Here is a 21,442-nt window from a genome sequence, read left to right on the forward strand (position 1 = left end):
GACAGTTCCCGTCTGCGGGGTGGCGCATGTCGCGTGCCCGACAGGGCGTGTCGGTGCCTGCCCGCAGACTGGGCGGCGACACGATCGAACGGCACGATCCCGCGACACCCGAAGGACCTCGAATTGAAGAACTGGACCACCCGACCGATCTGCGCGTTCGATCTGGAAACAACTGGCCGAGACCCGCTCTCGGCGCGAATCGTCACCGCATGCGTGGTCACCGTCGAGGGTGGGCGGCCCCGGTCACGCAACTGGATCGTCGATCCGGGTGTCGACATCCCCGAGGACGCCAGCTCCATCCACGGCATCTCGACGGCCCACGCGCGCGAGCACGGCACGGATTACGCAGTCGGGTACCGGGAGATCCGGCAGGCCCTCACCGACGCGTGGGCGGCCGGCTACGCCGTCGTCGCGTTCAACGCCTCGTACGACCTCACCGTGATGGACGCCGAGGGCCGCCGCCTCGGTCTGCCACCGATGGACGACTACGGGCTCGTCGTCGACCCGTACGTGATCGATCGGGAGGTCGACCGCTACCGCCGCGGCAAGCGCACGCTGGGCGCGCTGTGCGAGCACTACGGGATCGAGTTGGGGTCGGCGCACGAGGCGGAGTCCGACGCCCTCGCTGCCGCCGAACTGGCGCAGATCCTGCCGCAGCGGTTCCCCGAACTCGCCGCGCTCGACGACGTGATGACGAGTCAGGCAGGCTGGCATGCCGAGCGCCAGCGCGACTTCGCCGAGTACCTGCAGCGCGAGGGCCGCGACGCGTCGGACGTCGACGGGCAGTGGCCGATCCGGCTCGCGGCCTGACGCCACAGCGCCCGGAGTGCTCCCCGGTCTGCGATGATGCCGTGAACCAGCACACACCAGACCGGGGAGGCTGAGTTGGACGAGCACAATCCCACCCTGCCCGTGGCTTTCGACATCACCGCGCTGGTGGTCGCGCTCCTATGGCTCGTGCTGGTGGTGGCGGTCCTCGGCGCACTCGCACGGCTGCTGATGGGCAACAAACCCGGCGCCGCCGATATGCGTTCGGATTCCCCGCCCCGCTGATCGTTCCGAAACGCAGAAGGCCCCTCACCCGCTAGGGTGAGGGGCCTTCTGTTCGGCTCCCCCGGCTGGACTCGAACCAGCAACCGTTCGATTAACAGTCGAATGCTCTGCCAATTGAGCTACAGGGGATTACCTGGGCGGCACTGCCGTTTCCCGCGGTGCCTGGAAAACTGTAGCCCATACCCCCACCCAAGTACCAAATCGCCTGAACAGAGACGGATCAGGCAGGATGTATGCAGGCAGTTCGACGGGAGGAATCCGGAAATGTTGCGGTTGTTGGTAGGCGTTGCGGCGGGTTACGTGCTGGGCACCCGAGCGGGACGAGCCCGGTACGAACAGATCAGCAAGGCCGCGAAGGCCGTGGCAAGCAGCCCCGCCACCAAGAAGGTCATCGAGACGGGTCGGCAGAAGCTGTCGGATTCGCTCAGCACGCAGCCCAAGCTCGAGCCGATGAAGCCGATCGACGAGCGGACCACGATCCTGGTCCCCCACGACCAGCTGCGGAGGAACTAGCGGCACCTCGGTTCGGCACCGGCGGCGCCGACCGTCAGGCGATACCTTCGCCGCTGGTGTCGCCGATCGCCTGATCGAGCAGGCTGCGCCGGTACTGCTCGAGTGCGACCAGATCACCGAGCAGGGAATGGAACTCGTCGGAGTCGGTGGTCGGCGAGACGCGCTGCAGCTTGGACTTGAGCTCGGCGACCTGTTCGCCGACCCAGACCTCCTGCAGTCGTGCCAGCACGCCGCGGATGTAGCGAGGAATGATGTCCTCGTCGGCGGGCAGCGGCTCGACTGCGAGTTCCATCACGATCGACTGCACGACGAGGTCGCCCGCATTGCGCCCGACCGCGTCCACCCATTCACCACCACCGAGACCGGCGGATGTACCGCCGGCCGCGGCGACCGCCTCCCGGACGGCCGCATAGGCCGGATGGGCGAACGTCTCCCCCGGCAGCGAATCGAAGACCGTGCCCGCAATGGCCGGGTACTGCAGGGCCGCCTTGAGGGCGTCGCGCTGCGGCCACAGCGCCGGGTCGTTGGGCCGCGGGCGGGACACACCGGCCGCCGGAGCCGACGCCGACGCTCCCGGGGAGTCGTCGACGGGACGACGCTTCGTCGGTGCCCCGCCTCCGCCACGCGCGATCTTGCGCGCCTCGTCCCCGACCCGACGGCGCACCGCCGGAATTTCCTCGCCGACCCAGCCCGACAGCTGCACGGCGTACTGATTGCGCAGCGTCGGTTCCTTGATCCGCGCGACCACCGGCACGGTGCGACGCAACGCCTCCACCCGCCCCTCGGCGGTGTCCAGATCATGTTCGGCGAGAAGGGATTTGACAACGAACTCGAACATCGGGGTGCGGCGCGCGACCAGATCGCGGACGGCCGCGTCACCCGACTGCTGACGCAACTCGCACGGATCCATTCCGTCCGGCGCGATCGCGACGAAGGTCTGCCCCGCCATCTTCTGGTCGCCCTCGAACGCCTTCAGCGCGGCCGCCTGGCCCGCGGCGTCGCCGTCGAAGGTGTAGATCACCTCACCGCGGAAGTAGCTGTCGTCCATGAGGAGTCGGCGCAGCATCGCGAGATGTTCGTCACCGAATGCGGTGCCGCAGGATGCAACGGCGGTCTTCACGCCGGCCAGGTGCATCGCCATCACGTCGGTGTAGCCCTCGACGACCACCGCCTGGTGGCCCTTCGCAATGTCCCGCTTGGCCAGGTCCAGACCGAACAGCACGTTCGACTTCTTGTAGAGGATCGTCTCGGGGGTGTTGACGTACTTGCCAGGCATCGTGTCGTCGTCGAACAGCTTGCGGGCGCCGAAGCCGATGACGTCGCCGGAGAGATTGCGGATGGGCCACAGCAGCCGCCGATGGAACCGGTCGATCGGTCCGCGTCGACCCTCCTTGGACAGCCCGGCGGCCTCGAGTTCCTTCGCCTCGAAGCCCTTGCCCATCAGGTGCTTGGTCAGGGTGTCCCAGCCGTCCGGGGCGTAGCCGCAGCCGAACTGCGCGGCCGCGGCCGCGTCGAAGTTGCGTTCGGTGAGGTAGTCGCGGGCCGCCTGCGCGTCGGGCTCCTTCAGACGCGCCGCGTAGAACTCCTGCGCCGCCGCGTTGGCGGCGACGAGGCGCGCCCGGGTACCCCGGTCGCGCTGCACGGACGTGCCGCCGCCCTCGTACGAGATCTGGTAGCCGATCCGATCGGCGAGCTGCTCGACCGCCTCCACGAAACTGACGTGTTCGATCTTCTGCAGGAACGAGTAGACGTCGCCGCCCTCACCACAGCCGAAGCAGTGGAAGTGGCCGTGATTGGGCCGGACATGGAACGAGGGCGACTTCTCGTCGTGGAAGGGGCACAGCCCCTTCATCGAATCGCCGCCCGCGCGCTTGAGCGAGACGTACTCGCCGACGATGTCCTCGATCCGAGTGCGTTCGCGAACGGCCGCGATGTCTCTGTCAGGGATTCGGCCGGCCACGAAGGCAGTCTAGGCCCTCACCGCAGGCGAACACCTATCCCCAGCTCGCCTGGGCGCCCAGGCTCTGCTTGTCGATCCGTTCCAGACGACTCTCGGTGCACGACGCGATCTGGTCGACGATCACCCGCACCCGCGCGGCGTCGTCGGCGGCGGCGTGCCACGCGGGCAGGAACAACGGATCCAGACCGGACGGTGCGGTGCGCAGCAGCCACTCGGCCACCCGGTGCACCCGGTCCCGCTGCCGGTCCTGGCGGTTCTTGTGCCCGGCGTCGGACATCACATAGTGCAACGCGACGGTCTTGAGCAGGGCCACCTCGGCCGCCACGATCGAGGGCACCACGAGGTCGGCCTGATACCGCGTGAGCGGGCCGGGCCCGACCGCCTCTCGGGTGCCGCCGACGGCGGCCGACGCGAACCGGCCCACCAGCTCGCTGGTGAGGTTCTTCAGCGCCACCGAACTGGTCAGCGTCCCATCGTAGTCGCCGACGGAGGTCACCACAGGCAGCCTCGACAGGCGTTCGGCCGCCTCCGCCAGCTCGTCGACGACGAGGCCCGAGAACTGCCTGGCCCCCAATTCGGCCAGCGCACGAACCTCGATCGCGTCGCCCAGCACGCGCAGGTCGATGCGGCCGGCGATCACACCGTCCTCGACGTCGTGCACCGAGTAGGCGACGTCGTCGGCCCAGTCCATCACCTGCGCTTCCATGCACTGCCGCCCCTCGGGCGCGCCCTCGCGCACCCACGCCAGCACCGCCGCGTCGTCGTCGTACGCGCCGAATTTCGCCCCGGGCCGCGGCCGGGTCCACGGGTACTTGATGGCGGCGTCGAGCGATGCCCGGGTGAGGTTGAGCCCGACACTGCGCCCCTCCGGGTCCAGGACCTTGGGCTCGAGGCTCGTGAGGATCCGCAGGTTCTGCGCGTTGCCCTCGAAGCCGCCGCAGCTCTCCGCGACCTCGTCGAGCGCCTTCTCCCCGTTGTGTCCGTACGGCGGATGCCCGATGTCGTGGGCCAGGCCGGCCAGGTCGACGAGGTCGGGGTCGAGTCCCAGCCCGTCGGCGATGCCGCGGCCGATCTGCGCCACCTCGATCGAATGCGTCAGCCGGGTCCGCGGGGTGTCGCCGTCACGCGGACCGACCACCTGGGTCTTGTCCGCGAGACGCCGCAGTGCGGCCGAGTGCTGGACGCGGGCGCGGTCGCGCGAGAACGCCGAGCGGTGCTGCGACGACTCCGCGGCCGCGATCAGTCCCGCGGTCTTGGGCGCCTCGGACACGAGTCGGTCGAGATCGTGCGAGGTGTACGGCGCCCGTGTGTCGCGGCCGATCACTGGCCCGCCGTGTACGGGAAGTCTGCCGAGAAGTGAGTGAGCTGATACCACAGCAAAGCACCTGTCTCCCTCGTTATTCCGTGCAGCTGCGATTCCCGGGTGATCACCGCGGGACCCTGCCGGGTGGGTGCGGTCCACGCCTCGAGACCCGCGTCGCGGGCCATGGTGCGGGTCCGGAGAGAATGCCACGGATCGCTCACCAGCACCGCCGACTGCATGCCCTGCTGCCCCATCTCGCGGCTGACCGCCTCGATGCTCAGCAGGGTGTCGGAGCCTTCCTCGACGGCGGTGATCCGATCCCCAGGCACTCCCTGGTCCATCAGGTAGTTCCGGCCCGACGCCGCCTCGGTGTACTCGTCACCCTCCTGCTTGCCACCGACCGTGACTATGGCCGGCGCGACACCCTGTTCGTAGAGCTTGCGGGCCTGGYCCAGGCGGGCCTCGAACACCGACGACGGGGTGCCCGCGTACTGAGCGGCACCGAGTACGACGATCGCGTCGGCCGGTGTGGTGTCGGTGATCCGCGCCACCTGCCACACCCGGAAGGCCGTGCCCCCGACCAGAACGAGGCCGATCAACGCGGCGCCGAGCACAGCCCGACCGGCCCAACGAGCCACCGCGGCACCGAACGAACGGCGCGGCACGGGGCGGGGCGACAGCTCCGGGGGGTCGTAACTGGGGGCGGTACTCACTCCCCGATTCTGCCAGTCACCCGCCCGGGCCGCCGATGACGACGCGCGGCACCGGATAGATTCGTCCTATGGCACACGCACCGTCGCGTTCACCCGCTCGCCAGTACACGCCGCGCCGATCGGTGGCCGCGACCGCCGTCGCCGCGCTGCTCACACTGGGCGCCTTCCTGTTCGCGCCCGCGACCGCCACGGCCGAGGCCCCGCTGCGGCTGCCGGACCACATCACCGACCTGTCCGGGGTTCTCGACTCCGGTCAGCGCTCCGACGTCCAGGACGCGCTCGACACGCTCTACGACGAGCACAAGGTCGCGCTCTGGGTGGTGTACGTCGCCGACTTCGACGGACTCTCCGAGAAGGCGTGGACGGAGCAGACCGCGAAGCTCAGCGGTCTGGGGAACAAGGACGCGCTGCTCGCGGTCGCCACGACCGACCGCGCGTACTACTTCGATGTCCCACAGGCGCTCTCGGAGGTCACCGACGCGGAGGTCACCTCGATCCGCACCGATTCGGTGGAACCGGCCCTGCGCGAGCGGGACTGGTCCGGGGCCGCGATCGCCGCGGCGGGCGGGCTCGGGGACGCGATGACCGCCTCGGGCGCATCGCTGAAGGTTCTCGGCGTCGGTGTCGGCATGGTGGCGCTGGCCGGCGGCGGTGTCTACCTCTACTCCCGCAAGAAGCGGGGCGACCGTCTCGAGGCGACCGTCGCCGCAGCCCGGCAGGTGGATCCCACCGATCCCGAAGCTCTTGCCGCGCTGCCCGTTCCAGCCCTCGATGCGCTCGCCAAGGACGCCCTCGTCGAGATGGACAACGCGATCCGCACCAGCGAGGAGGAGCTGAACCTGGCCGTCGGCGAGTTCGGCGCCGATGCCACCGCGCCGTTCACGACCGCCTTCGAGCAGGCCCGCCGGACGCTGGCGTCCGCGTTCACGATCCGCCAGCGACTCGACGACGACATTCCCGAGACGCCGCAGCAGCAGCGCGAGATGCTCACCGAACTCATCACGACCTGCGGACGCGCGGACCGCGAACTCAACGCCCGGGTAGCGGAGTTCGACGCGATGCGCGACCTCCTGATCGACGCACCTTCCCGGCTGGACGCCCTCACGCAGGACGTCGTCTCACTGACCGTCCGCGTCCCGTCCGCGGAGGCGACGCTCGCGTCGCTACGGGGCGAGTTCCCGGCCTCGGTCCTGGCGACAGTCGAGAAGAATCCCGAGATGGCGCGCGAGCGGATCACGTTCGCGGAGCAGAACATCGCGGCCGGACGCGATGCCACAACGCTCCCGGCCGGAAAGCAGGGCCCGGCGGTGGTCGCGATCCGGGCGGCGGAGGGCGCGCTGAACCAGGCCCGTCAACTGCTCGACGCCGTCGCGCGGGCCGACACCGACATCCGGCACGCCATCGCGACGCTGCCGGCGGCGATGGCCGACGTGCAGGAGGGCATCACCGCCGCGGCCGCGCTCACTGCGCAGGGCGGACAGAAGCTCGCCGACGCGACGGCCGCCGCCGAGGAGGCGCTGCGGAATGCGCAGGCCGCGAAGGACACCGATCCGCTGGGCAGCTTCACCAAGGTCGTCGACGCGGACGCGAAGCTCGACGCCGTGCTCGCCGAGGCACAGGAGGCGCGGCAGCAGGCCGACCGCGCACGGCAGCGGCTCGACCAGGATCTCACCGCGGCCGAGGCCCAGGTGAGCGCGGCATCGGACTTCATCTCCACCCGGCGCGGCGCCGTCGGGGCCGAGGCCCGCACCCGCCTGTCGGAGGCGCAGCGGCACCTGCAGGCCGCGCAGCAGCTCACCGGCTCGGATCCGTCGAAGGCACTGCAGCACGCACAGTCCGCCACCGAACTGGCGTCGCGGGCACTATGGGCGGCGCAGGCGGACGTGAACCGCTACCAGGACGACCAGCGCAACCAGCGACCGCCGAGCGGTGGCGTGTCCGGGGGCGGCGGCAATGCGGCCGGCGCGATCCTCGGCGGCATCCTGATCGACAGCATGCTCCGCGGCAGCAGGGGCGGGAACTGGGGTGGCCGCGGCAGCGGCGGGTGGGGCGGACCCGGACCCGGGTCCTTCGGAGGCCCGAGCAGTTCGGGCCGTATCGGGCGCGGCGGCGGAGGCCGTTTCTGAACCCCGCCCGAATGGCCGAATGTCACATGCGTTCAGTTGGACTGAACGCATGTGACATTCGGCCGGGAAATCAGGCGCCGATCAGGCGCTGCGCGAGGTAGCCCTCGACCTGGTCGAGAGCAACGCGCTCCTGCGCCATGGTGTCGCGCTCACGGACGGTGACCGCGTGGTCCTCGAGCGTGTCGAAGTCGACCGTGATGCAGAACGGGGTACCGATCTCGTCCTGGCGACGGTAGCGGCGGCCGATGGCGCCGGCATCGTCGAACTCGACGTTCCAGTGCTGACGCAGCGTGGTCGCGAGGTCCTTCGCCTTCGGCGTGAGATCGGCGTTGCGACTCAGCGGCAGCACCGCGGCCTTGACCGGGGCCAGGCGACGGTCCAGGCGCAGCACGGTGCGGGTGTCGACGCCGCCCTTGGCGTTGGGCGCCTCGTCCTCGGTGTACGCGTCGACGAGGAACGCCATGAGCGAACGGGTCAGGCCCGCGGCCGGCTCGATGACGTACGGCGTGTAGCGCTCACCGCTGGTCTGATCGAAGTAGTTCAGATCCGTGCCCGACGCCTTGGAGTGCGTCGCCAGGTCGTAGTCGGTGCGGTTCGCGATGCCCTCGAGCTCGCCCCACTCGCTGCCCTGGAAGTGGAAGCGGTACTCGATGTCGACGGTGCGCTTGGAGTAGTGCGACAGCTTCTCCTGCGCGTGCTCGTACAGGCGCAGGTTGTCCTTGTTGATACCCAGGCCGGTGTACCAGTCCATGCGGTAGTCGATCCAGTACTGGTGCCACTCCTCGTCCTCACCCGGCTTGACGAAGAACTCCATCTCCATCTGCTCGAACTCGCGGGTGCGGAAGATGAAGTTGCCGGGGGTGATCTCGTTGCGGAAGCTCTTGCCGATCTGGCCGATGCCGAACGGCGGCTTCTTGCGCGACGTGGTGAGCACGTTCGCGAAGTTCACGAAGATGCCCTGCGCGGTCTCCGGACGCAGGTAGTGCAGGCCGGTCTCGCTGTCGACCGGGCCGAGGTAGGTCTTGAGCAGGCCGGAGAAGGCCTTGGGCTCGGTCCACTGCCCCTTGGTGCCGCAGTCCGGGCACACGATCTCGGTCATCGCCACGGCGTCCGGGTCATCGAGCTTGTGCTTCTCCGCGTACGCCTCCTGCAGGTGGTCCTGGCGGTGACGCTTGTGGCAGTTGAGGCACTCGACGAGCGGATCGGTGAACACGTCGACGTGGCCGGAGGCCTCCCACACCTGGCGGGGCAGGATCACCGACGAGTCGAGGCCGACGACGTCCTCACGGCTGGTGACCATGTTGCGCCACCACTGCTTCTTGATGTTCTCCTTGAGCTCGACGCCGAGTGGACCGTAGTCCCAGGCCGACTTGGTACCGCCGTAGATCTCACCGCAGGGGTAGACGAGCCCCCGGCGCTTGGCGAGGTTGGCGACGGTATCGATCTTGGACTTGGGTGCCACTTGGGTGCTCTCCATCTGGGTAATAGATGCGTGGTTCACGTGCGGTTTTCGCCAGTCCAGCCTATCGGTACCCGCGCCGACGTCCACTCACCCGGTTGACATGCACATTCGTGCATATCAAAATGGATATGATTTGCAATAAGGTGGCATGTCCGACCCTGTCCGATCCCAGACGAGGAGCTACACCGTGAGCGTTGCCGACGCGGGCGACCTGCGAGCCGACGCACACGACCACGGGCCCTGCACCGAGACCCCGGCGGCTCCGATGCCGTCGAAGGAGACACTCATCTCGGCGGGCGAGATCCTGCGCGCTCTCGCCGCGCCGGTCCGCATCGCGATCGTGCTCCAACTGCGCGAGTCGCAGCGGTGCGTCCACGAACTGGTCGGCGCGCTGGGCGTCACCCAGCCACTGATCAGCCAGCACCTCCGCGTCCTCAAGGCGGCCGGGGTAGTACACGGCGAACGCAACGGACGTGAAGTGATGTACCGACTGGTGGACGACCACCTCGCCCACATCGTCGTCGACGCCGTGGCCCACGCAGAGGAAGAAGGATGACCGAAAACGTGACGGACGGAACCGACCGACGCCGACGTGCCGCCGTCGGCGTGCGCTCGACCAAGCAGCGCAGCGCGATCTCCGCGCTCCTCGACGAGATCACCGAGTTCCGCTCCGCCCAGGAACTGCACGACGAGCTCCGCAAGCGCGGCGAGGGCATCGGCCTCACCACCGTCTACCGGACGCTGCAGACGCTCGCCGATGCCGGCACCGTCGACGTGCTCCGCACCGACACCGGCGAATCGGTGTACCGCCGGTGCTCGAGCGGCCATCACCACCATCTCGTCTGCCGCGGTTGCGGATTCACCGTCGAGGTCGACGGACCCGCCGTCGAGCAGTGGTCGCAGACCATCGCCGACAGCAACGGCTTCACCGACGTCAGCCACACCGTCGAGATCTTCGGAACCTGTCGGGACTGCGCCCAGGCGCGGTAGCCCGGCAGGCTCGACCGCACCAATTCGAGCCGATGCCGACAGACGGTTCCCGGCGGCCACGCAGCTCGCCTGTTACGCCAGCAGCCCCTTCCGGGCATCCTCGGCCCCGGACAACACCAGCAGCAGCATCGTGGTGAGCGGCGCGTCGGCCAACCCCGTCGCCGGGAAGGTGTAGCGCAGCACGACATCGGCGAACTTGCCGCGGGTGATCACATTGATCGACCCGAACTGGAGCTGCGCGTTGCGCTCGGCCACCCGCTTGTGGAGCGCCGGCTTGACCGTCCGGTCCCACGCCAACACTCCCGTCAACGACAGCACGTCGAGCCCGTCCGCGAGTGTGACCGCACGCAGCGAGCACAGTGCGCCGCCGTACTCGAACCGCAACGAGCCGTCGTCGTCCGAGTCGACGGCGACGAAGCCGCCGAGCGCCTCGCGCACCCGGGCCTGCAGAGCCTCCGAGGAATCCATCGACGGCCTCACTGGTACTTGACGCCGCCGAAGCGGCGGTCGCGGGAGGCGTACTCGACGCACGCGGCCCACAGGTCGCGGCGGTCGAAATCGGGAAACAGCTTCTCCTGGAACACCATTTCCGCGTAGGCGGCCTGCCAGATCAGGAAGTTCGACGTCCGCTGCTCACCGGAAGGCCGCAGGAACAGGTCGACGTCGGGCATGTCCGGCTCGTCGAGGTACTTCGCGAATGTGGCCTCGGTGATCTTCTCCGGGTCGATCTCACCGGCAGCGGCCCGGCGGGCGATCTCCCGTGCCGCGTCGGCGATCTCGGCGCGGCCACCATAGTTGACGCACATCGTCAGCGTCATGACGGTGTTGTTCCTGGTGAGTTCCTCGGCGATCTCGAGTTCCTTGATCACGCTGCGCCACAGACGCGGTCGACGACCGGCCCAGCGCACGCGCACACCCATCTCGTGCATCTCGTCGCGCCGTCGGCGAATGACGTCCCGGTTGAAGCCCATCAGGAACTTGACCTCGTCCGGGCTTCGCTTCCAGTTCTCGGTGGAGAATGCGTACGCGGACAGCCACTTCACACCGATCTCGATGCATCCCTCGAGGGTGTCCATGAGGACCGCCTCGCCGCGCTCGTGGCCCGCAGTCCGCGGCAGCCCCCGATCCTGCGCCCAGCGGCCGTTGCCGTCCATCACGAGCGCCACATGATTGGGGATCAGCTCGGGCTGCAGAATCGGCGGACGGGCGCCCGAGGGGTGCGGGGAGGGAGGGCGGATCTCCCGGTCAGGCTGAGCTTGCGGTTCGCGTCGTCGAATCACGCTCCCCATCCTGCCTGACCGTGTCCGGGTCCCCGACCGCCGCATGCGGACGCGACCGTTCGATCAGGGGCAACGTGCGCAACTGCCGCTCGAGATGCCACTGCAGGTGCGCGGCGATGAGCCCGCTGGCCTGGCTGCGCATCGACGACGTCGCACTCTCGGTGTCCTGCCACTGGCCGTGCACCAGCGCGTCCATGAAGTCGAGGACACCCGGAGACGGTGTGGCCGCACCGGGCGGACGGCAGTGCACACACACTGCGCCACCGGCCGCGACGTGGAAGGCGCGGTGCGGTCCGGGAGCCGCGCACCGGGCGCACTCGTTCAATGCCGGCGCCCATCCCGCGTAGCCCATGGCACGCAGCAGAAAGGCGTCGAGAATCAGCTCGACGGGCCGGGCCTGGTCCCCGATCGCCCGCAACGCCCCGACGGTGAGGCTGTGCAGTCGCGGGGCCGGGGCCCGCTCCTCGCCGGCCAACCGTTCGGCAGTCTCGAGGATCGCGCAGGCCGTGGTGTAGCGGCCGTAGTCGTCGACGATGTCCGCACCGAACGCGTCGACCGTGTGGACCTGGGTGACGACGTCCAGGCTGCGGCCGGGGTACAGCTGCACGTCGATGTGCGCGAACGGCTCGAGCCGGCCTCCGAACTTGGACTTGGTACGACGCACCCCCTTGGCGACCGCCCGGACCAGTCCGTGCTGCCGGGTCAACAGGGTCACGATGCGATCGGCCTCGCCCAGCTTGTGCTGGCGCAACACCACCGCATAGTCCCGGTACAACCTCACGACAACCTCACCTGGCCAGTCTCCCACGCCGCACCGACGAGTCTCGACAGGCGCGGGCGGCAAAACCCCACCCCGAAAACTGGAACGCGTTACTGTTCGTTCGAACGAACAGTCGGCATGACGGGGCGGGAATGAGCACTGAACTGCAAGAACACGACGTCGAACAGCACGCTCCGGGGCTCGAGGAGCAGGCCGTGGCGCTGGCCGCCGGACGCACCTCGTCCGTCGCGGCCGTCACCGCCGCCCTCGATCGGATCGAGGCCACCCAGACCACACTCAACGCGTTCCGGATCGTGCGCCGGGCCGCCGCACTCGACGAGGCGGCCGCAGCCGACCGCCGACTCGCGGCCGGGGAGCGCCAGCCGCTGCTCGGTGTCCCGATCGCCGTCAAGGACGACGTCGACGTCACCGGCGAACCCACCGCGTTCGGATGTCCGGGCGAGTTCCCCGCCAAGACCGCCGACTCCGAGGTGGTTCGCCGACTGCGCGCCGCCGGCGCGGTGATCGTCGGCAAGACCAACAGCCCCGAACTCGGGCAGTGGCCGTTCACCGGGGGCAGCGCGTTCGGTCACACCCGCAATCCATGGGACCGCGGGCGCACACCGGGCGGATCCTCGGGCGGCAGCGCCGCGGCGGTGGCGGCGGGGCTGGTGTCCGCCGCGATCGGCTCCGACGGCGCCGGCTCCGTCCGGATCCCGGCGGCGTGGACCCACCTCGTCGGGATCAAGCCGCAGCGCGGGCGGATCTCGACATGGCCCGAGCCCGAGGCGTTCCACGGCATCACCGTCAACGGACCGCTCGCACGCACCGTCGCCGACGCGGCGCTGCTGTTCGACGTCGTCGCGGGCAACCACGACGGCGATCTGCACAAGCCACCACCGGTCACGGTCCGCGACGCCGTCGGCCGCGATCCGGGACGGTTGAAGATCGCCCTGTCGCTGCGGATCCCGTTCACCGCCACGCCCACCGCACTGCACCCCGAGATCCGGGCCGCGGTCGGCCGCACCGCGCACGCGCTGCGCCGACTCGGACACGACGTGACCGTCGACGACCCGGAGTACGGAATCCTGTTGGGCCTCAACTTCCTTCCCCGGTCGCTCGCCGGTGTGGACGCGTGGCTGGGGCAGCTCCCGGATCCGTCGTTGGTCGACCCACGCACCCGTGCCAACGCCCGCACCGGACGTCTGCTGTCCGGCCTGCCGCTGCGCGCGGCCCGAGCCGCCGAACCCCGGATGCGACGTCGGGTCGGGGAGATCTTCGACGACTACGACGTGATCCTCGCCCCCACCACCGCCACTCCCCCGCCGCGGGTGGAGGGGTTGGACGCGATCGGCGGCGTCGAGACCGACAAGGTGATCACCGCGGCGTGCCCGTACACGTGGCCGTGGAACATCCTGGGCTGGCCGAGCGTCAACGTCCCCGCCGGCCTCACCGCCGACGGGCTCCCGATCGGCGTCCAGTTGATGGGCCACGACAACACCGAACCGATGCTGGTTTCGCTTGCGGCGCAACTCGAGTCGGTCCAGCGTTGGCAGGACCACCGCCCGACCCGGTGGTGGTGACCGGTGGGCTCGACGGAGGTGCGTGACCGAATTCTCGCGGCGGCGCTGCGCATCGTCGGCACCGACGGCGTGCCCGCCGTCACGAACCGGCGGATCGCCGCCGAGGCCGGGGTCTCGCTCGGCTCGATCACCTACCACTTCCCCACGCAGTCCGACCTGCTGCGGGCCGCGCTGACAGGGTTCGTGGCCGAGGAGACCACTCGACTTCGCCACCTCGCCGAAACCTACCGCGACAAGGGGCTGAGCCTCGAGGACGCCGCGGCGCTCACCGAGCAGGTCGCGCGGGATCTGGACTTCTCGGCCGAGCGAATCGCCCCGTTCGAGATCTACATCCAGGCCGGCCGGGATCCCGAACTCCGTGAGGCGTCGGCCGAGTGCTTCGCGGCGTACGACGAGCTGACGGCGACGATCCTGACCGCGCTCGGCGTCCCACAGCCGGAGTCGCTGGCCCCCACCCTGGTGGCGACCATCGCCGGCCTGCAACTGCGTCGGCTCGCCACCGGCGATGCGGGGCAGGACATCTCGACGGCCATCCTGCAACTGGTCCGCGGGGCGTACCTCCCGGCGCCCTGACCGCGTCGGGTCACGCGCTCTCGGGGGTCAGGACCATCACCGGGATCCGCCGGGCGACCCGCTTCTCGTACTCCGCCCATCCGGGATAGAACTCCAGCGCCCGAGCCCACAACCGTTCACGCTCCGCGCCCTCCGCCTCGTGCGCCCGCACCGGCCGCGAGGCGCCGCCAGCGACCGTCATCGAGGCCCGCGGATGTGCGCGCAGGTTGTAGAACCACGCCGGGTTGTCGGGCCGCCCGTAGCTCGAGGCGATCACGACCATCCGGTCCCCGTCCCGCATACCGACCAGCGGGAGCGTCCGGCGCGCTCCACTTTTCGCGCCGACGGTCGTGAGCATCACGATCGGCCACCCCAGCACCAGGCTCGTCAGCGTGTGCCGGCCCCGAGTGATCCCGAAGACCACCCGATCGATGTGCCGCTGCCCCGGAGCGAGCACCCGGCCCGTCGTCGCCGACGCACCCTGCCTGATCAGATATCGACGCACCGGGTTCGCCTCACGATAGGTTCCCTCATTCGACATCGGACCCTCACCTCGTCTCGAGCCGGTCGAGGTCTCCATCGTCGCACGTCGACAGGGTGCCGCGCCGGAAACAGTCGTGCCGCTCCCCCGACCGGAGGAGGAAGATCTTGGTGCCGAGCAGCTTCTCGATCTGCTTGCGGGCGGTGGTGCCGACCTCGCGCAGGCGGGCGCCGCCCTTGCCGATGACGATGCCCTTCTGACTGGGACGCTCGACGTACAGCAGCGCGTGCACGTCCAGCAGTTCGCCCTGCTTCTCGGTGCGGCCCTCACGCGGGATGACCTCTTCGATGACGACGGCCAGCGAGTGCGGCAGTTCGTCGCCCAGGCCCTCGAGTGCCGCCTCGCGGATCAGCTCCGCCATCAGGGTTTCCTCGGGCTCGTCGGTGAGCTCGCCGTCCGGGTAGAAGGCCGGCCCCTCCGGCATCGCCTTCGCCAGCACCTCGACCAGCAGCTCCACCTGCTCGCCCGACTGGGCCGACACCGGAATCACCTCGGTGTCCGGTCCGAGCACCTTCGACAGCGCCAGCAACTGCTCGGCGACGCGGTCCTTGCTGACCTTGTCGATCTTGGTGACGATGCCGATCAGCTTGGTCTTCGGCGCCATCTGCCGGACCTGGTCCAGGATCCACCGGTCACCGGGGCCGATCTTCTCGTCCGCCGGGATACACAGGCAGATGACGTCGACCTCGGAGTACGTGTCGCGCACCAGGTCGTTGAGGCGCTGCCCCAGCAGCGTGCGCGGACGGTGCAGACCCGGCGTGTCGACCAGGATCAACTGGGCGAAGTCGCGGTGCACGATGCCGCGGATCGTGTGTCGGGTGGTCTGCGGCCGCGACGACGTGATCGCGATCTTGCTGCCCACCAGCGCATTCGTCAGCGTCGACTTGCCCGTGTTGGGCCGTCCGACGAAACAGACGAAGCCGGAACGGAATTCGTTATCGGTCATGGTCACTCCTGGCTCACGTTTCCGTCTTCGTCCACATGGTCGTTCTCGGTATGTTCTTCGGTCGCCACGCGCTCGACGTGAACGGTGCTGATCCGCACGCGCCCGCGTACGTCGGCTCCGCCCTCGCCGCGCAGTCGCAGGCCCGCGGTCTCGACCTGCGAACCGGGCAGCGGCACGCGGCCGAGCTCGTAGCCGAGCAGTCCGCCGACCGTCTCGACCTCGTCGTTCTCGATCTCGATGTCGAACAGCTCGCCCAGGTCCTCGACGGGCAACCGCGCCGACACCCGGTAGGTGCCGTCACCGAGGTCCTCGATGGGCGGGGTCTCGTCGGTGTCGTACTCGTCGGCGATCTCACCGACGATCTCCTCGATCACATCCTCGATGGTGACCAGGCCCGCGATGCCGCCGTACTCGTCGACCAGCACCGCCATGTGGTTGCGGTCGCGCTGCATCTCGGCGAGGAGGCTGTCCAGCGGCTTCGAATCCGGCACGAACACGGCGGGGCGCATCACCTGCGCCACCGTGACGCTGCGGCCACCGTCGGACGAGTAGTACGTCTGCTGCACCAGGTCCTTGAGGTACACCACGCCCAGCACGTCGTCGACGTTTTCGCCGACCACGGGGATCCGCGAGTGCCCGGAGCGCACCGCAAGCGACGTGGCCTGGCCGGCACTCTTGTCCGCCTCGATCCACACCATCTCGGTCCGCGGCACCATCACCTCGCGGGCGGAGGTGTCGCCGAGTTCGAACACCGACTGGATCATCCGGCGTTCCTCGTCGGCCACCACGCCGCGTTCCTGTGCCAGATCCACCAGCTCGCGCAGTTCGATCTCCGACGCGAACGGGCCCGCCCGGAACCCCTTACCGGGGGTGAGCGCGTTGCCGACGACGATCAGCAGCCTGCTGACCGGGCTGAGCAACGTGCCCAGCGCGACCAGCGGAACCGCCGACGCCAGGGCGAGCGGATACGCGCGCTGCCGACCCAGGGTGCGGGGGCCGACACCGATGGCCACGTAGTCGACGAGCACCATCACCACGATCGTGACGACCATGCCCCATACGGCTCCGAGCAGATCGATCAGCGCGCCCGCGAGCAGGACGGCGGCCGCGATCTCGCAGAGGATCCGCAGCAGGACCATGAGATTGACGTAGCGGGGACGGTCGGAGACGATCCGCACCAGCCGCGCCGCGCCCGGACGGTCGTCCTTGGCCAACTCGTCCACCCGCGCCGGGGAGAGCGTGTTCAGCGCCGAATCGACGGCAGCGAACAGACCACCGAGCGGGACCAGGACGACGGCGAGAACGATCAGGACGACGGCGTCACTCACCGGCCGATCACCGTCCGCCGGACATCACTGTTCGGGGCCATCGAAGAACCCGGCCTTGCCCAGCAACCGCTGGTCCCGGGCGGCGAGTTCGGCCTCACGTTCGGCGCGGCGCAGATCCTCGTACCATTCGGCCAGCAGCTGATTCTGCAGCCCGAACATCTCCTTCTCCTCCTCCGGCTCGGCATGGTCGTAGCCGAGGAGGTGAAGGACACCGTGGACGGTCAGCAGCGCCAGCTCGTGATCGAGCGAATGGCCCGCGTTCTGCGCCTGGTCGGCGGCGAAGGACGGGCACAGCACGATGTCACCGAGCATCGACGGACCCGGCTCCGGCGCGTCCGGGCGACCGCCGGGCTCGAGCTCGTCCATCGGGAACGACATCACGTCGGTGGGGCCGGGCAGGTCCATCCAGCGCATGTGCAGATCGGCCATCGTGGCCGAATCCACGAGCACCATCGACAGTTCCGCCGCGGGATGGACGTCCATCCGGGCGATCACGAAGCGCGCGACGCTGATCAGGTCCTCGTCGGAGACTTCCATCCCCGATTCGTTGGAGATCTCGATACTCATTTACGTCGCTCTTTCGTCGTCCGCGGGCGCGCGGTAGCCGTGCTGGGGCGGAAACAACCCTACCGCCGCTGCGAGCGCGACTGGACCGCTCGTCGGTGCGCACGGTTCCCCAGCGGCATGTCGGCCGCGCGGGTCGACTCGAAGCGGTCGTACGCGTCGACGATGTCGGAGACCAGGCGGTGCCGGACCACGTCGCTGCTGTCGAGAATCGCGAAGTGAATGCCGTCGATGTCGTCGAGGATCTCGGTGGCCGCCCGCAGGCCCGAGCGCGCCCCACCCGGCAGGTCGACCTGCGTGACGTCGCCGGTGACGACGATCTTGGAGCCGAACCCGAGTCGGGTGAGGAACATCTTCATCTGCTCGGCCGTGGTGTTCTGCGCCTCGTCGAGGATGATGAACGCGTCGTTGAGGGTGCGGCCACGCATGTACGCGAGCGGCGCGACCTCGATGACGCCGGCCTGCATGAGCTTCGGGATCGCCTCGGGATCCATCATGTCGTGCAGCGCGTCGTGCAACGGACGCAGATACGGGTCGATCTTCTCGTGCAGCGTGCCCGGCAGGAAGCCCAGGCGCTCGCCGGCCTCGACGGCCGGACGGGTCAGGATGATCCGCGTCACCTGCTTGCTCTGCAACGCCTGCACGGCCTTCGCCATCGCGAGGTACGTCTTGCCGGTACCGGCCGGGCCGACACCGAACACGATGGTGTTCTCGTCGATCGCATCGACGTAGCGCTTCTGGTTGAGCGTCTTCGGCCGGATCGTCTTGCCGCGCCGCGACAAGATGTCCAGGCTCAACACGTCGGCCGGCGACTCGGACAGACCCTGCGTGAGCATGCCGACGGTCCGGCGCACCGCGTCCGGCGTGATGGGCTGATTGCGGCGAACCAACGCGGCGAGCTGCTCGAGCACCCGCTCGGCGAGCGCGACGTCGGCGGGGGTGCCGGTGAGGGTGACCGCATTGCCGCGGACATGGATGTCGGCGTCGAGGACCTGTTCGAGAGCGGTCAGGTTCTCATCGGAAGACCCGAGCAGGGGCGGCACCACCTCGGGCGGGAGTTCCATGCTCGAGCGCACGGTGCGCTCGGCCGGCTGCGTGGGATCCTGCGGGGAGTCGCTGTAACGCGACCTGCCGTTCTCGACTTGTTCACTCACGTGAGGGCTATGGCCTACTTTCAGGTCCGATCCGTCCACGACGGGCTGTCATGTGTGCCCAAAGTCTAGCGCCCGACAGTGATCACGCCCACCGAGTTACCCCTCGGACCTACCGCCCGGTTCGCCCGGATCCCGCAACCAGCGCGCCGCCTCCGCCACGATGTCGGCCGCACGCTCGGGCGGCAGACCCAGCAGTACCAGACTCGCGGTCGCGAAGGTCTCGCCGCGGTCGTTGATCACACCCTGATTCGCGCGCTCGAGCAGTGTCAACGTCATACCCTCGTCCATCGCGACCAGAAGGTCGGCGGGCAGGTACGACGAGAACACCCCGTCCCGTTGGCCCCGCTCGACATTGCCGACCGTGGTCGCCCGCAGCGGGTCGAGCAGGTCGTGGATTCGGTCCTCCCCCAGTTCGCGACGAGCGAACGAGAGCAGAACCCGGAAGCGGTCGCCGATCGGCCACGTACGCAGCGCCAGCACCGCGAGCGCCAGGTCGGGTCGTTCGGGCAGGGGCGGGCCGGTGACGAGGCTCACCGCGATCGCGGCGGACGCCTCGGCGACCAACCCTTCGATCAGCGCGTCCCGGTTCGGGAAATGCGAGTACACGGTCCGGCGCACCACCCCCGCCGCACGGGCCACCTCGTCCATGCTGGAGTCCGGATCGGCCGCGAACGCCGTGATCGCCGCCTCGAGAATGCGGGCACGGTTCGCCCGCGCCTGCGGCCGCTGTTGCGGCGGTGGCGAGGGGGACGTCGAGGACTCGGAACTCACGAAGCCATCCTCCCCCACCCGCCCGCCGCGCCGCTCGAACGTCGGATACCGGCAGGCGTGTTCGATCCGCGACCACGTGGCCTCCATCACACCCTTCTTGCACACTCGTGTGCAGATAGCTAACTTGCACATCAGTGTGCAATGTTCTCGGCGCGGAGGACGCCCGGGGGTAGGGAGGGAACGACGATGACGGTCACGCTGACGCGATTGCCGGGTCTGGCCACCACACCGGTGGACCGCATGACGGAGCCCTATCGGCGACGATGGGCGGCACTGGGAGTGCTCTGTCTGAGCCTGCTGATCGTGGTGATGGCAAACACCGCCCTCATCGTCGCGGCGCCGGACATGACCCGCGACCTGCAGCTGACGAGTTCGGACCTGCAGTGGGTCATCGACGGGTACACCGTCCCCTACGCGGCGCTGATGCTGCTGTTCGGGGTCATCGGCGACAAGTACAGCCGCCGCGGCGCCCTGTTCGCCGGCCTGCTCGTCTTCGGCGGCGGCGCCGTGTTCGGCAGCCTCGCCGACAGCACGACGTCGGTGATCGCGGCCCGGATGATCATGGGCGTGGGTGCCGCGATCATCATGCCGGCGACCCTGTCCCTGCTGGTTGCGACGTTCCCCGCCGCGGAACGCGCCCGGGCGATCGCCGCGTGGGCCGCGACGTCGGGGCTGGCGATCGCACTCGGACCGCTGCTCGCGGGCTGGCTGCTCGAAAGCCGCTCGTGGCACTCGACCTTCCTCATCAATGTGCCGATCGCCGCGTTCGCGATCGTCGCCGCACTCGTGCTGGTCCCGCCGTCGAAGGCGCACGGCCTGGGCCGGATCGACTGGATCGGCGGGCTGCTGTCGGTGGTGACGATCGGCGCGCTCGTGTTCGCGATCATCGACGGATTCCACTTCGGCTGGACCTCGCGAGCGGTTGCCGCGGCCGTCGTCTCCGCTGTCGGACTCGCCGCGTTCGCGCTCTGGGAACTGCGGCACGAACAGCCCCTCCTCAACGTGCGCAAACTCGGCGAACGCAAGGTCGGCGGCGCGGCGCTCGCGGTGCTGCTGGTGTTCCTCGCCGCGTTCGGCGCGATGTTCTTCGTCGCCCAGCAGTTCCAGTTCGTGCTGGGCTTCGGCCCGCTCGCGACCGGCGTCCGGTTGCTGCCGCTCGCGGTGGCGGTCTCGGTCGGCGCCGCGGCCAGCGCCCGCCTGGTCCCTCGGATCGGCACCCGCGCCGCCGTCGCCGGAGGGATGGCGGTGGCTGCGATCGGCGTGTTGCTGCTCGTCCGCGTCGACGCCGCGTCCGGGTACGCCGACTTCGTCCCGACGCTGGTGCTGCTCGGAATCGGTGTCGGGCTGTCGGTCTCACCCGCCACCGATGCGCTCATGGGCAGCTTCCCCGACAGCGACCTCGGTGCGGCCGGCGGACTCAACGACACCGCGATCGAACTCGGCGGATCGCTCGGCATCGCCATCCTCGGCTCGGTCCTCGCCTCGGCCTACAAGGACGGCATCTCCGGATTCCTCGCTGCGCTCCCGATCCCGAAACTCACGGGGCCACAGGCGGATCTGGTGGCGCAGGGACTCGAGGCCTCCGGCGAGTCGGTGGGCGGAGCCGCGATCGTCGCCGAGGAGATGTCGCAGAACATGCTCGCGCAGGCGCAGGCACAGCCGCTGATGGAGGCCGCCACCGCGGCATTCGCCGATGCGATCTCGCAGGCCAGTCTCGTGGGCGGCCTCGCGCTCGCGGTCGGCGCGGTGGTGGTCGCGGGCATCCTGCCCGGTCGGACCGTCGACCGTGTCGGCATGGACAACTAAGGTACGGCGTCGGCCGATCATGCTGCTTGCGCGGTCG

22 protein-coding genes and 1 tRNA gene are annotated in these 21,442 nt (G+C 69.3%); 9 read left to right on the forward strand and 14 right to left on the reverse strand.

Going from position 1 to position 21,442, the window contains the following annotated elements:
* Window positions 1-123 precede the first annotated feature (123 nt).
* Window positions 124-810: a 3'-5' exonuclease gene (locus tag AB4Z09_RS09775; protein WP_114719112.1), complete on the forward strand. Its 687-nt coding sequence runs from the start codon at window positions 124-126 to the stop codon at window positions 808-810.
* Between the two features lie 75 nt (window positions 811-885).
* Entirely contained in the window at window positions 886-1,053 is a 168-nt protein-coding gene (locus AB4Z09_RS09780) for a hypothetical protein (RefSeq protein WP_174911278.1), read from the forward strand.
* 56 nt (window positions 1,054-1,109) lie between these two features.
* On the opposite strand, the gene AB4Z09_RS09785 is transcribed toward AB4Z09_RS09780, so the two are convergent.
* Window positions 1,110-1,182, reverse strand: a tRNA-Asn gene (locus AB4Z09_RS09785).
* A gap of 135 nt (window positions 1,183-1,317) precedes the next feature.
* On the opposite strand from AB4Z09_RS09785, the gene AB4Z09_RS09790 reads away from it, so the two are divergent.
* Complete coding sequence (locus AB4Z09_RS09790) at window positions 1,318-1,566, forward strand: hypothetical protein (protein WP_174911281.1); 249 nt, start codon at window positions 1,318-1,320, stop codon at window positions 1,564-1,566.
* A 34-nt stretch (window positions 1,567-1,600) separates the two neighbouring features.
* Here AB4Z09_RS09790 and dnaG read toward each other — a convergent pair whose 3' ends face one another.
* The 3 genes from dnaG to AB4Z09_RS09805 are packed head-to-tail and all read right to left on the reverse strand — an operon-like array spanning window position 1,601 to window position 5,542.
* Window positions 1,601-3,526, reverse strand: a complete 1,926-nt coding sequence (dnaG, locus tag AB4Z09_RS09795) for a DNA primase (RefSeq protein WP_174911283.1) — start codon at window positions 3,524-3,526, stop codon at window positions 1,601-1,603.
* A 34-nt stretch (window positions 3,527-3,560) separates the two neighbouring features.
* Complete coding sequence (locus AB4Z09_RS09800) at window positions 3,561-4,850, reverse strand: deoxyguanosinetriphosphate triphosphohydrolase (protein WP_174911286.1); 1,290 nt, start codon at window positions 4,848-4,850, stop codon at window positions 3,561-3,563.
* Window positions 4,847-5,542, reverse strand: coding sequence for a YdcF family protein (locus AB4Z09_RS09805; protein ID WP_442239640.1), 696 nt, complete (start codon window positions 5,540-5,542; stop codon window positions 4,847-4,849). The genes AB4Z09_RS09800 and AB4Z09_RS09805 overlap by 4 nt, the downstream gene beginning before the upstream one ends.
* A 68-nt stretch (window positions 5,543-5,610) precedes the next feature.
* Between AB4Z09_RS09805 and AB4Z09_RS09810 the strand changes: the two genes are divergently transcribed.
* The gene (locus AB4Z09_RS09810) at window positions 5,611-7,668 is read left to right on the forward strand and encodes a TPM domain-containing protein (protein ID WP_174911288.1); all 2,058 of its coding nucleotides are present in this window, start codon (window positions 5,611-5,613) and stop codon (window positions 7,666-7,668) included.
* Between the two features lie 70 nt (window positions 7,669-7,738).
* Here the strand turns inward: AB4Z09_RS09810 and AB4Z09_RS09815 are convergent, their stop codons facing one another.
* A complete protein-coding gene (locus AB4Z09_RS09815; protein WP_114719401.1) occupies window positions 7,739-9,130 on the reverse strand; it encodes a glycine--tRNA ligase in 1,392 nt (463 codons plus the stop codon).
* A gap of 187 nt (window positions 9,131-9,317) precedes the next feature.
* Here AB4Z09_RS09815 and AB4Z09_RS09820 point away from each other — a divergent pair, with 187 nt between their 5' ends.
* Window positions 9,318-9,686: an ArsR/SmtB family transcription factor gene (locus AB4Z09_RS09820; RefSeq protein ID WP_397484324.1), complete on the forward strand. Its 369-nt coding sequence runs from the start codon at window positions 9,318-9,320 to the stop codon at window positions 9,684-9,686.
* Window positions 9,683-10,120 (forward strand): Fur family transcriptional regulator, encoded by a 438-nt coding sequence (locus tag AB4Z09_RS09825; protein WP_114719105.1) that lies wholly within the window; start codon window positions 9,683-9,685, stop codon window positions 10,118-10,120. Before AB4Z09_RS09820 ends, AB4Z09_RS09825 begins: the two co-directional genes overlap by 4 nt.
* A 72-nt stretch (window positions 10,121-10,192) precedes the next feature.
* Here the strand turns inward: AB4Z09_RS09825 and AB4Z09_RS09830 are convergent, their stop codons facing one another.
* The 3 genes from AB4Z09_RS09830 to recO are packed head-to-tail and all read right to left on the reverse strand — an operon-like array spanning window position 10,193 to window position 12,181.
* Window positions 10,193-10,588, reverse strand: a complete 396-nt coding sequence (locus AB4Z09_RS09830) for a hypothetical protein (protein ID WP_114719104.1) — start codon at window positions 10,586-10,588, stop codon at window positions 10,193-10,195.
* 8 nt (window positions 10,589-10,596) lie between these two features.
* The gene (locus tag AB4Z09_RS09835; protein ID WP_114719103.1) at window positions 10,597-11,409 is read right to left on the reverse strand and encodes an isoprenyl transferase; all 813 of its coding nucleotides are present in this window, start codon (window positions 11,407-11,409) and stop codon (window positions 10,597-10,599) included.
* Complete coding sequence (gene recO, locus AB4Z09_RS09840) at window positions 11,366-12,181, reverse strand: DNA repair protein RecO (protein ID WP_114719397.1); 816 nt, start codon at window positions 12,179-12,181, stop codon at window positions 11,366-11,368. The genes AB4Z09_RS09835 and recO overlap by 44 nt, the downstream gene beginning before the upstream one ends.
* Before the next feature lie 131 nt (window positions 12,182-12,312).
* Here recO and AB4Z09_RS09845 point away from each other — a divergent pair, with 131 nt between their 5' ends.
* Complete coding sequence (locus AB4Z09_RS09845) at window positions 12,313-13,743, forward strand: amidase (RefSeq protein ID WP_114719102.1); 1,431 nt, start codon at window positions 12,313-12,315, stop codon at window positions 13,741-13,743.
* Window positions 13,744-13,746: 3 nt separating this feature from the next.
* Window positions 13,747-14,316 carry a TetR/AcrR family transcriptional regulator gene (locus tag AB4Z09_RS09850; protein ID WP_174911294.1) on the forward strand — a complete coding sequence of 190 codons (570 nt, stop codon included), beginning with the start codon at window positions 13,747-13,749 and terminating at the stop codon, window positions 14,314-14,316.
* A 10-nt stretch (window positions 14,317-14,326) separates the two neighbouring features.
* Here the strand turns inward: AB4Z09_RS09850 and AB4Z09_RS09855 are convergent, their stop codons facing one another.
* The 6 genes from AB4Z09_RS09855 to AB4Z09_RS09880 form a co-directional block, all read right to left on the reverse strand.
* The gene (locus AB4Z09_RS09855) at window positions 14,327-14,836 is read right to left on the reverse strand and encodes a nitroreductase/quinone reductase family protein (protein ID WP_442239641.1); all 510 of its coding nucleotides are present in this window, start codon (window positions 14,834-14,836) and stop codon (window positions 14,327-14,329) included.
* A gap of 7 nt (window positions 14,837-14,843) precedes the next feature.
* Window positions 14,844-15,782, reverse strand: coding sequence for a GTPase Era (gene era, locus AB4Z09_RS09860; RefSeq protein ID WP_442239642.1), 939 nt, complete (start codon window positions 15,780-15,782; stop codon window positions 14,844-14,846).
* A gap of 2 nt (window positions 15,783-15,784) precedes the next feature.
* Window positions 15,785-17,110 carry a hemolysin family protein gene (locus AB4Z09_RS09865; protein WP_174911300.1) on the reverse strand — a complete coding sequence of 442 codons (1,326 nt, stop codon included), beginning with the start codon at window positions 17,108-17,110 and terminating at the stop codon, window positions 15,785-15,787.
* Between the two features lie 24 nt (window positions 17,111-17,134).
* Entirely contained in the window at window positions 17,135-17,677 is a 543-nt protein-coding gene (gene ybeY, locus AB4Z09_RS09870; RefSeq protein ID WP_114719097.1) for an rRNA maturation RNase YbeY, read from the reverse strand.
* A 59-nt stretch (window positions 17,678-17,736) separates the two neighbouring features.
* The gene (locus AB4Z09_RS09875; protein ID WP_174911303.1) at window positions 17,737-18,828 is read right to left on the reverse strand and encodes a PhoH family protein; all 1,092 of its coding nucleotides are present in this window, start codon (window positions 18,826-18,828) and stop codon (window positions 17,737-17,739) included.
* Window positions 18,829-18,924: 96 nt separating this feature from the next.
* Window positions 18,925-19,599 carry a TetR/AcrR family transcriptional regulator gene (locus AB4Z09_RS09880; RefSeq protein WP_114719395.1) on the reverse strand — a complete coding sequence of 225 codons (675 nt, stop codon included), beginning with the start codon at window positions 19,597-19,599 and terminating at the stop codon, window positions 18,925-18,927.
* A 186-nt stretch (window positions 19,600-19,785) separates the two neighbouring features.
* Between AB4Z09_RS09880 and AB4Z09_RS09885 the strand changes: the two genes are divergently transcribed.
* On the forward strand, window positions 19,786-21,405 hold the full coding sequence (locus AB4Z09_RS09885; RefSeq protein ID WP_174911309.1) for an MFS transporter: 1,620 nt from the start codon (window positions 19,786-19,788) through the stop codon (window positions 21,403-21,405).
* Window positions 21,406-21,442: the final 37 nt, after the last annotated feature.

The sequence above is a fragment of the Rhodococcus sp. TAF43 genome (genome assembly GCF_052113525.1).
Taxonomy (GTDB): Bacteria; Actinomycetota; Actinomycetes; order Mycobacteriales; family Mycobacteriaceae; genus Prescottella.